Source organism: Azospirillum sp. UENF 211521 (genome assembly GCF_058780535.1).
Window position 1 is genome coordinate 156,119 of record NZ_JBSNCF010000003.1, and the last position, 10,391, is coordinate 166,509.

The 10,391-nt window shown below is 67.9% G+C and carries 9 protein-coding genes and 1 pseudogene; 5 read left to right on the forward strand and 5 right to left on the reverse strand.

Annotation, left to right across the window (positions count from 1 at the left end):
- Window positions 1-8 precede the first annotated feature (8 nt).
- Window positions 9-440, reverse strand: coding sequence for a response regulator (locus ACWPN5_RS25580; RefSeq protein ID WP_145687897.1), 432 nt, complete (start codon window positions 438-440; stop codon window positions 9-11).
- A gap of 426 nt (window positions 441-866) precedes the next feature.
- Here ACWPN5_RS25580 and ACWPN5_RS25585 point away from each other — a divergent pair, with 426 nt between their 5' ends.
- From ACWPN5_RS25585 to ACWPN5_RS25595, 3 genes are all read left to right on the forward strand, one after another.
- The gene (locus tag ACWPN5_RS25585) at window positions 867-2,153 is read left to right on the forward strand and encodes a pentapeptide repeat-containing protein (RefSeq protein WP_145687896.1); all 1,287 of its coding nucleotides are present in this window, start codon (window positions 867-869) and stop codon (window positions 2,151-2,153) included.
- A gap of 293 nt (window positions 2,154-2,446) precedes the next feature.
- Complete coding sequence (locus ACWPN5_RS25590) at window positions 2,447-2,818, forward strand: c-type cytochrome (RefSeq protein ID WP_492298164.1); 372 nt, start codon at window positions 2,447-2,449, stop codon at window positions 2,816-2,818.
- Between the two features lie 256 nt (window positions 2,819-3,074).
- Complete coding sequence (locus ACWPN5_RS25595; protein WP_492298166.1) at window positions 3,075-3,668, forward strand: DUF4142 domain-containing protein; 594 nt, start codon at window positions 3,075-3,077, stop codon at window positions 3,666-3,668.
- Window positions 3,669-3,729: 61 nt separating this feature from the next.
- Here ACWPN5_RS25595 and ACWPN5_RS25600 read toward each other — a convergent pair whose 3' ends face one another.
- Window positions 3,730-5,724 (reverse strand): methyl-accepting chemotaxis protein, encoded by a 1,995-nt coding sequence (locus tag ACWPN5_RS25600; RefSeq protein ID WP_145687888.1) that lies wholly within the window; start codon window positions 5,722-5,724, stop codon window positions 3,730-3,732.
- A gap of 347 nt (window positions 5,725-6,071) precedes the next feature.
- On the opposite strand from ACWPN5_RS25600, the pseudogene ACWPN5_RS25605 reads away from it, so the two are divergent.
- Together ACWPN5_RS25605 and ACWPN5_RS25610 are read left to right on the forward strand one after the other, a co-directional pair.
- Window positions 6,072-7,262 (forward strand): annotated as a pseudogene (locus ACWPN5_RS25605) (protoglobin domain-containing protein); the annotation flags it as partial.
- Window positions 7,263-7,752: 490 nt separating this feature from the next.
- Window positions 7,753-8,067, forward strand: a complete 315-nt coding sequence (locus ACWPN5_RS25610; RefSeq protein ID WP_492298167.1) for a CZB domain-containing protein — start codon at window positions 7,753-7,755, stop codon at window positions 8,065-8,067.
- 33 nt (window positions 8,068-8,100) lie between these two features.
- Here the strand turns inward: ACWPN5_RS25610 and ACWPN5_RS25615 are convergent, their stop codons facing one another.
- The 3 genes from ACWPN5_RS25615 to ACWPN5_RS25625 form a co-directional block, all read right to left on the reverse strand.
- Window positions 8,101-9,231 carry a prohibitin family protein gene (locus ACWPN5_RS25615; RefSeq protein WP_492298168.1) on the reverse strand — a complete coding sequence of 377 codons (1,131 nt, stop codon included), beginning with the start codon at window positions 9,229-9,231 and terminating at the stop codon, window positions 8,101-8,103.
- A complete protein-coding gene (locus ACWPN5_RS25620) occupies window positions 9,228-9,425 on the reverse strand; it encodes a hypothetical protein (protein WP_449228509.1) in 198 nt (65 codons plus the stop codon). The genes ACWPN5_RS25615 and ACWPN5_RS25620 overlap by 4 nt, the downstream gene beginning before the upstream one ends.
- Window positions 9,426-9,547: 122 nt before the next feature.
- Window positions 9,548-10,195, reverse strand: coding sequence for a YcjF family protein (locus ACWPN5_RS25625; protein ID WP_492298170.1), 648 nt, complete (start codon window positions 10,193-10,195; stop codon window positions 9,548-9,550).
- Window positions 10,196-10,391: the final 196 nt, after the last annotated feature.

Genomic DNA, 10,391 nt, shown 5'->3' on the forward strand with positions numbered 1-10,391 from the left:
GTGGGGGGCTAATGCCGGGGGGCGGCGTTGTTCAGCAGGGTCTTCAGCTGGCGCTCGTCATAAGGCTTCTGGATGAAGCCGTGTGAGCCGGCGGCACGGGCGCGCTCCAGCAGGACGGGGTCGCTGGCCCCGGACATGAAGATGCTGCCCACGGCGAAGCGCTCGCGCAGAGCCTGCGCGGTCTCGATGCCGTCCTGCGGGCCGGCGAGGCCGATGTCCACCAGGGCCAGGGCGGGGCGCTCCCGCTCCGCGATCTTCAGCGCGTCGGCGGCGTTGGCGGCGACGCCGCAGACCTCGTAGGACAACTCCTCCAACATATCGGTCAGATACATGGCGACGATCGTCTCATCCTCGACGACCAGGACCCGGACGGGGGTGGCTTCGGCGGCGGCGGTCCCGTCCGCCACGGCCCGTGGTGACCTGTTGATCGGGTTGGTCATCCCTTTTCCCTCTTGTCGTTCTGCCGGCTGCGGAGCGGGAACGGCGTCGACGAGGCGTGCCGTCCTGCCCGCCGCCGGAACCCGAGCAGAGGCGTCGGATGCCGGCGAAGCTGACCGGGACGAGTAGCACGGAGGGGTGAGGCAATTAAGGGAGAAAAGGTCAAATACCCCCTACAGGTTATGCCCAATAGAGTGAGCGCACCCCAAAAGAGGGCAGTCCTATTCCTTAGCCACGTTATGGAATAGCGCCGATTGGCCGCGTTCAGGTCGTCATTGCTTGGCGTTGACTGGAAAATCCGTACGAACGCGCGGCTGCCATGTGGCGGTGTGCAGGCTTCTTAACAATTTTGCAAGTAATTTTATGCGTAATCTTGCCACTGTCCACGGGGCGCGCGTGGACTCGACCAAGGGGTGCTGAGGACCGGGATGAGCATTGCCCCGACAAGCGGGCCGGGCGATGGGGCGGACCTGAGCCTGGAGGATCTCGCGCAGGCCATCAGAGCCCACAGGCTCTATCTGAGCGCGCGCCCGAACGGTCTGCGTCTCCAATTGAAAGCGGCGGACCTGACCGGCTTCGACCTGTCGGGTCTGGTCCTGTCGGACGCCATCCTGACCGGAGCGAATTTCCGGCGCAGCGTTCTTCAGCGCTGCAATTTCGATGGGGCGGATCTGTTCGGCGCCAGCTTCGTGTCCGCCGACCTGCGGGAGGCCTCGCTGGTCGGGGCGGACATGCGCGGGGCGAACTTCACCAAGGCGTGCTTGCGCAACACCCTGTTCGAGCGGGCGGACCTCCGCCCCGGCCAGCTCGTTCTGTGGAAGGACCGGCGCAAGGCCCGGCAGGAGGCGGAGCTTCGCGAAGCCGTGCTGGTCAACGCGAACTTCACCGACGCCGATCTGACCAACGCCAACCTGACCCGCGCCAACCTGGAGGGGGCGGACTTCAGCAACGCCGCCCTGTTCGGCGCCAACCTCAGCGGCGCCGACCTGCGCGGCGCCGATTTCAGCATGGCGAAGCTGAAGGGCGCCATCCTGAACAACGCCGCCGTCGCCGGTGCGACCTTCCAGGGGTGCGATCTGCGCGACGCCGAATTGCGCAACGTCGCCATGGCCACCGCCGATTGGGCGGAGGCGCGAATGACGGGGGCCATCTATCACCGCGACCAGTCCGACTTTCCGCCGGAGATCCGGGAGGGGCTGGAGGGCCATGTCCGCTGGATCAACAGCAACGGCAAGCAGGGCAAGCGGTTCGACGTGTCGGACGGGGCCTTCGTCGGGACCGATTTCGACGGCTGCGACCTGAGCGGGGCGATCTTCCGCAATTGCGACTTCACGCGGGCGAGCTTCCGCGACTGCAAGTTGCAGATCGCCCAGTTCCCCGGCTGCCGCATGCGCGAAGCCTGCTTCGAGAATTCGGAACTGTCCGGAGCCAGCTTCGAGGGCTGCGATCTGACCCGCGCCATGATGCGCAACGCGGTGATGCGCGCCATCGAGCTGCTGGCGGCCAACGGCCAGCCCACCGGACGGATGTGGCCGACCAATCTGCGCAACGCCCAGCTGGCCGACAGCGACATCCGCGGCGCGGATCTGCGGGGCGCGCGGTTGGCCGGGGCGGACCTGACCAACTGCAACCTGTCGGGTGCCGATCTGCGCGACACCGACATCGAGAAGGCCAACACCACCGGAACGACGCTGGTGCATTGCCGGTTGAAGTGACCGCAAATTTTAATCCCGAAAAATTTTCGCAAAGAGTCGGGCATTTTGTCGCAGGGCCTCCTCTCGGCCCATACCCGGCATTGTGCGTGCCAGCATCGCGGGATTAAAACGCCGGCCGAGGGGCGGTCGGTTTTCCAAGCCGCTTGTCATGATCGAGGCCAAGTAACGGACCGGCGGCCGCCGCGCACCGAACCGATGAATATTGATTGTGGCGAAGCGATCAGCGCAGGGTGTCCTGTGGAGCTTGGGTGGCCGTGCCTGTCTTTTGGGCACAGACAATCAAGGATAGTGCAATGAAGCGTAGTGTTGCCGTGCTGGCCTTTGGCCTGCTCGCCGCCCTTCCTGGCATCGCCTCGGCGCAGGATGCCGATGCGGGCGAGAAGGTGTTCAACCAGTGCAAGGCCTGCCACACCATCGAGGCCGGCGGCCCGAACCGCGTCGGCCCGAACCTGCACGGTGTCGTCGGCCGCCCGTCGGGCTCCATCGAGAGCTTCAAGTATTCCGATGCGATGAAGGGCGCCGGCCTGACCTGGGACGAGGCCAATCTCGACAAGTACCTGACCGATCCGAAGGCCGCCGTGCCCGGCAACAAGATGGCCTTTGCCGGCGTGAAGAACGAGCAGGCCCGCAAGGACCTGATTGCCTTCCTGAAGAAGAACAGCTGACGCGTCCGCGAGGATACGTGCCGCGTGACCGGGAGGGGCAACGCCCCCTCCCGGTCCCGGCGCCCAGCCGCAAGGGCACGCCCGTCCGGACAGGGCCGTCCGCCTCCTTGCGGTCCATCCTATGAGGATGGCATTGGTCAACCTGCGCTTGTGGGCAGGGGACCCGTAAAAACGCTCATCGCCAGGCACAAGGAGAACAGGAGGCTGTTGGGGGACCGGTGTGTCCCAACGCAAGATTGTAGATCGGGAGGTCGGAATGCCGATGTTGCGAACCGCGGCCCTTGCTGCCCTGTCCATCCTCACGCTCGCCGCCTGTTCGAGCGAGCCGGGCCTCGTGCCGCCGTTAGGAAGTTCCGGGGCCTCATCGTCCCAGGTGGGAAGCGCCGGGTCGGGCGCCTCATCGACGCTGACGGTGGCGGATCAGTCCTTCCTGACCCAGGCGGCCTATGGCGGCTTCGGCGAGGTGGCGATGGGCACGCTGGCCCAGCGGCAGGCGTCCAGCGCCACCGTGCGCGACCTCGGCCGGCGCATCGCCGCCGACCACACCCAGGCCAACCAGGAACTCGCCCGGCTGGCCCAAGCCAAGGGCGTCACGCCTCCCACCGCCCCGGATCCCGGTCGTCAGGCGGTCGCCGACGCGCTGGCCTCGCTTCAGGGCGCCGCGTTCGACCGGCAGTATCTGCAACAGCAGATCGCCGAGCACGACGTGTCGATCGCCCTGTTCAACGCCCAATCCCAGGGCGGGACCGATCCGGACGTCCGGGCCTTCGCCGCCAAATGGCTGCCCGGCCTGCAGATGCACGCGCGCGAACTGCGCGCGCTCGGCAGCCCGCTCGCGCAACTGCCCTAGCGCCCGGGCCTCCTTGGCCAAGCCTGCCGGAACGGCGGCAGGCTTGGCCCGATGATCCGACTCAGGCGACCGCCGGAAGCGGGTGCAGGCCGGTGGTGAGGCGTTGGACGTCCGCGGCGAAGCGGTCGGCGATGTCCGGCGTCAGTTCGAACCGGATATGCAAATCCTGCTCCTTGCCGCCCAGCACCACAAAGGGAAGGGAAACGGCGCAGCCGGGGATGGTCAGCACGCCGCGGCCGCCGACCTGCGACCGGTCCAAGCCGCGAATGGTGGCGCCGCCCTCGGACAGGTTGGCGAGCCGGCCCGTCAGCGATCCTCCCGCCCCGGCGATGGTGCAGGGCAGGTCGACCTCGAAACGCGGGGCGCGGCGGCGGTCCACCTCCGGCGTCGCGGTGCGCACGGCGCGGACCAGCATCTCGCGGAGATGGTCGATGCTCCCCGCCACGTCGGACGCCACGCGGCGGACCTCGTCGGCGCGGCTGCCGGTCACCGCCGCCTCTTCCGACACATGGGCGATGCGGGACGACACCTCCTGCGCCGCGGCGGCGGTCTGGCCAACGTTGCGGGAGATTTCGCTGGTCGCCGCGCCCTGCTCGTCCATGGCGCTGGCGATGCTGCTGGCGACCCCGTCGATCTCGGTGATGGTCCGCCCGATGTCCTGCACCGCGTCGACGGCCCCGGCGGTCATGCTCTGCAAGTCGGTGATCTGGCGGGAAATCTCCTCCGCCGACTTGGAGGTCTGGGTGGCGAGGTTCTTCACCTCCTGGGCGACCACGGCGAAGCCCTTGCCGGCTTCCCCGGCCCGCGCCGCCTCGATGGTTGCGTTGAGCGCCAGCAGGTTGGTCTGGCTGGCGATGTCCTGGATGAAGGTGGCGACCTCCCCGATGTGGCCGATGGCCTCGGACAGGGAGAGCACCACGTCCTCGGTCTTGCGGCCGCTTTCCACGGCGCGGCGGGAAATCTGGCTGGCGAAGGTGACCTGACCGGTGATCTCGGCGATGGAGGCGGTGAGCTGATCGGTCGCCGCCGCCACGGCCTGGGCGTTGCCCAGCGCCTGCTCCGCCGCCGCCGCCACGCTCTGCGAATTGGCGGAGACGGTCTCGGCCGAGCTGGCCATCGCCTGCGCGTTGCTGTCCATCGAGACGGAGCGTTCGGCGACGCGGTCCACGGCGGTGCGGGTCTCCTGCTCCACGGTGCGGGCCATGGATTCCAGTGCGGCGATCTTGGCGGCTTCGGCCTCGCGGCGTTCGCGCTCCTGCGCCTCGCGCAGGCGCTGGTTGTCGATCCCCTTCAGACGGAAGATTTCGACGGTCTTGGCCATGGCGCCGATCTCGTCCTGGCGGTCCAGGCCGGGCACCGCCACCTCGTAATGTTCGTCCGCCAGCTGGAACATGGTGCCGCGGATCTGGTCCAGCGTGCGGAACTGGCGCCGGACCACCAGCAGCATCACCAGGGCCATGCCGATGGTGATGACCGCCGCCACCTGGATGATGTTGGGCACCACCTCTTCCAGAACGCCCAGGGCGACGCTCTTCTTCAGGCCGACGAACAGGACACCGATGACCTCGCCGCTCTGGTCGATGATCGGGTCGTAGGCGGTGAAATAGGCCTCGCCCAGGATGTCGGCCTCGCCGCGGAACGGTTCCTTGCCGTCGATGACGGCGCTGTAGACCGGACCGCGGGCCAGCTTCGTCCCGACGGCCCGGCTGCCGTCCGGGTTGTGGATGTTGGTCGCCACGCGGGTGTCGCCGCGGAAGATGGTGGCCACGCCGCCGGTCACGCTGCGGACGGTGTCGACGATGTCGTTCGCGCCGTCCAGCTTGACGTCGTCGATGTAGAGCGCCCCGTCCTTGAGCCGGTACTCCGACCCTTTCTGGTCGAGCAGCATCCGGAAGTTGGTGATTGCCTGCTCCCTCCGCTCCGCCGCGTCCTTCCCGATGCTGGCGGTGACCTTGACGATCGTCGCGTAGGTCAGCGCGCCCGACAGGGCGATCAGGCCGAGCGTGCACAGAATGGTCAGCTTGGTGGCGAGGCTGAGCGTCCGGAGGGGGTTCATCGGCCGAAAACTCCTTGAAATACCGTCGGATCGCCCCGGCGGCAGCGGGGCGGCGGCATTGGTAACCTTTGTCGCGCATTTGTAACAAATGGTTTTGTCAACCGCTGGACGTGCCACGGCGATGCAATGTGAAGGTGTTGTTGCGGCGCCGAGTGCCCATTTGGAGGAAAGCTGTTGTAACGTCAGGCTTATTCACTGCGATCCATTTCGGCAGTGTACTAAATAAACCATCTGTTAATCATGAAGTGGGACAGCATGCCGCATGCGTAATCCTTTTAACGATACCTTCGGTGTGGCGGAAATGTTATCGATGGGTGTTCCTTCATTACAGAATACAAACATTCACCATGCCGGATTCCCTTCACGCCCTGGATGTCGCCAAGACCGCCTATTTCGATCTGGGACAGGAGGCGGTCAGCAGTCTGCAGCAGGCGTCGCCGATCATCGCCCGTGCTCTGCCGGGGATTCTGGACCGCTTCTACGCCCGCACGTTGTCGCAGCCCGAACTGGCCCGCCTGTTCGCCAACCCGGCGCAGGTCGAGGGGGCCAAACGCGCCCAGATCGCGCACTGGACCCGCCTGTTCGAGGGCCGCTTCGACGACAGCTACAAGGAATCGGTGCGCGCCGTCGGCATCGCCCACCACCGCATCGGGCTGAGCCCGAGCTGGTACGTCGGCGGTTACGCCTTCATCCTGGGCGAGATCATGGCCGCCCTGGCGCAGAGCATGGGCGGAACGCTGCTGACCGGCGGCCGTCTCGGCTCCATCGTGACCATGCAGCGCGCCGTGGTCTCGGCGGTGCTGATGGACCTGGACGCCGCCCTGTCCGTCTACTGGGACCGGCTGATCGACGAGCGGCTCCAGGCGGTGGACGCGATGGTCGATTCCATCGACCACGAGGCCAACGACGTGGTGGACAGCGTCGCCAGCTACACCGCCGACCTGCGCCGCACGGTCGGTGACCTGGACAGCGTCTGCGCGTCCGTGAAGGACAGCATCACCGGCACGTCGGCCGACACGGCGGAGGCCCTGGACGCCGCCCAGACGGTCGCCGCGGGGGCGGAGCAACTCCAGGCCGCGGTCGGCGAAATCTCGGTGCAGGTCAGCGGCGCGTCCCGGATCGCCGGCGAGGCGGTGGAGAAGAGCGGCGAGGCCCGCCAGATCATGGCGCAGCTCAGCACCGCGGCGCAGGAGATCGGCGGCATCCTGAACATCATCCGCGCCATCGCCGGACAGACCAACCTGCTGGCGCTGAACGCGACCATCGAGGCGGCGCGGGCCGGGGAAGCCGGCAAGGGCTTCGCCGTGGTGGCGACCGAGGTGAAAAACCTCGCCGGGCAGTCGGCCAAGGCGGCGGACGAGATCGCCGCCAAGGTCGGCGCCATCCAGGCGGTGGCCGAGCAGGCGATCACCGGCATGGACGGGGTGGCCACCACCATCACCACCATGCAGGAGATCAATTCCTCGATCGCTGCGGCGGTGGAGGAGCAGTCCTCCGCCTCGCGCGAGATCGCCCGCAACATCGGCGAGGTCGCCGGCATCTTCCGCGGCATCGCCAGCCGGATGACCGAGGTCGGCGGCGAGACCGAGCGCGCCACCACCGTGGCCTACACGGTCGGCGAAAGCGCCAACCGCATGCAGGAGGCGCTGGACACCCTGCCGTCCCTGCTGGCGCGGGCCATCCGCACCTCCTCCGATCTGGCGAACCGGCGCCACACGCGCCGCCGTCCGGTGCTGCTCGACGGCAGCGTGGACCAGACGCCGGCCCTGGTCCGCGACATCTCGGAATGCGGTTGCTACGCCGAGACGAAGGGCGCGGCGCCCAGCGGCGGGCAGGTCACCGTGGCGCTTCCCGGCTACAAGCTGTCGCTGCGCGGCTCGGTGGTGGCGCGGCACGCCAACCGGCTGCACATCCGCTTCGACGAGCGCAAGATCGGCCGCGAGGAGGTGGACCGCATGAGCCGCGATGGGGTGGGCGAACTGGTTCGTCTCCGCCAAGCAGGACCATCTCGCCTTCGTGGACAAAATCATGGAGGCGGTGGGCGGCCAGCGCACGCTTCTGCCGGCCGATCTGTCGACCCACCACTCCTGCCGCCTTGGTCGCTGGTACGACAGCGTGAACGATCCCCGGACGATGCGCCTGTCGACCTACAAGGGCATGGCGACGCCGCACCGCACCGTCCATGAATCGGGCCGTGAGACGCTGCTCGCCCTCCAGGCCGGCAACCGCCTGGAGGCCGAGCGCCACGCCGGCGAGATGAAGCGGGCGTCGGCGGAGGTGGTCCGCCTGCTCGACGAGCTGGAGCGCGATTTCGCCCGGACCCTCGCCGAAGCCGCCGAGTAGCCGGTTCCTTTGGACGGACGGTCCCGCCGGGCCTCAGCGCCCGGCGGCGTTCGGCGGGGTCTCCGGCGCGCTGTTCTCCGGCGGCGGCTCGTCCAGGGTGGACAGGCGGCCGGCGAGGCCATCCGGCTCCTTCGCGGCGGTTTCGTGAGGGGCTGCGGTCCCGGCCGCCGTTCCCGACGCTCCCGTTCCCGACGCTCCCGCTCCCGACTTGGCGTCGTCGCCGGTGTTCAAGATGACCGGCAGGCCGTCGCGCCCGCCGATGATGATGGTCTTGGCGTTCGAGGAGGTGGCGAAGGCCCGAGTCGCCTCGATGCCGCGCAGGCGCAGATACTCCGGCGTGATGTTGCGGGCGACGATGTCCTGGAAGTCGCGCACGCCTTCCGCCTCGATCCGCTTGCGGTCGCGCTCCTTGGCCTCGCGGGCGATGCGGAAGTCGTATTCCTCCATGATCTGTTGCTGCTCGATCTTGCGGTCGATGGCTTGGCGGACCAGCGGCGGGAAACTGACTCCGGCCACCAGCACGTCCTCCACCCGGATCATTACGGAGCTGTAATCGTCGGCGATCGCGCCCGGAGGCAGCTTCAGCGCTTGCAGATCGGTCGGCGGCGCCGGGAATTGGCGGCGTGCCTCGGTCAACAGGAAGCCTTGGATGTCCGCCCGGTTGATCGAATAGAAATTCTCCGGATTGTGCTTCGACACGAATTCGTAGACGAGGCTGGCGATCTCCGGATGCACCAGCTTTTCCGCGTAATCGTCACCGGCCAGCTTGTGGAGCAGACCGGCGGCGGGCGGGTTGACGCGGTAGCGCAGGGCCACGGTCACCGTCATCGACATGCCGTTGGCCGCCACCGCCTCGTAGGTGCGGGTGTCGGTGCGCAGGCGCACGTCGTACATCGTCACCCGGTCCCACGGGAAGATCAGGTGGGTGCCCTCGCTGTAGACCCGGTCGGTGACCGTGCCGCCGAAGAAGCGCAGCCACAGCACGCCGACATGGCCGGAGGGAACCTCGACGAAGACGGCGGGGGCGATGGCGAGGAAACCGAGGATCAGGGTCAGCGTCAGCGCGTAGATCGACACGCTGTGCCGTTTCAGCCAGAGGCCGGCGCGCTGCGGCAACGGCGCGCGGGCGAGGCCGTCCCCGGCGGACGGATCCAGAGTGGTCATCGCGGTCTCGTCGTCAGCATCTTCTCACGTTCCCGCGTGCTGGGACGCCCCACCGCCTGGATCACGAAGTTCACCGGCGGGGTCAGGAAGAAGGCCAGCAGGAAATGGCCGATGAAGCCGATCGTCGTGTTGCGGCCCATGACGGCGCACACCAGACAGGCGACGAGATAGAGCATGACGAGGACAAGAGGCATGCGCGTCCGGCCTTGGAAGGAGGAGCAGGGCGGAAGGGTGAAGGCGCCCGGAGGGGGGGCGGGGCAGCGCGGAGACGTCCCCGCCCGTCCTCCCGGTCTTCGGTGGGGCCCGGGTGCCGCGGTCAGGCCACGGCCTGGGCCGCCTCCGGCGCCGCGCCCTTGCGGCGGCGGGCCTCCTCGAACTTCTCGCGGAAATAGGTCTTCACCTTTTCCGGCTGGAAGGTCAGGAAGGTGCCGCCCGAGGCGAAGTGCTGCTGGAAGACCTTGCCCAGCGCGTAGGTGAAGGCGCTGTTGAAGGCCGGCTGGGTGGCCAGCCGCGTCACCGTGCCGATCACCGGCACCGAGCGCAGAGCCATGTTGAACGCCATCGAGCCGAGCAGGCCGCCGGCCAGGGCGGTCGGAGCGACCGTGGCGAACAGCGCGCCGACCGCGGAGCGGCCGATGTCGCCGCGGAAATCGACGCCGTGCAGTTCCGACAGCTCCTTGAGCAGGCGGAGCTGGACGACGGCGAGCGCCGCCGTGTCGACGAAGTTCAGCGGGATGACGCCCGCGGCGGCGGACAGCAGCACATGCTTGCGGATGATCTCCGCCGCCTGCGCCTCGGTGGAGGCCGGAGCGGCCGGAGCGGCCGGGGCGGTTTCGGACGTGTTGACGCTGTGGGGGGCGGTTTCGGGGGCGGCCGTCACGGCCTCCGGAGCCGGGGTGGAGACCGGGGCGACCGCCGTGTCCGGCTTCGCCTTGCCGCCCGGTGTATCCTTCTCACTGACCATGCTGTGGTGCTCCAAAAAGGGACGTTGTCGAGAGAAAATCAGCAATGAACGCCGCGCACCGGATGGCCCGCGGCGACTGTCGGCCCCGAAGGGACGGCCCGCTCCGAAAACGCCGCCGGTGGTGGCCGGCGGCACCGTCATATGGGCTAACGAATACGGTTGTCTTCGTCAAAGGATTTGCCATCAAAAAGAATAT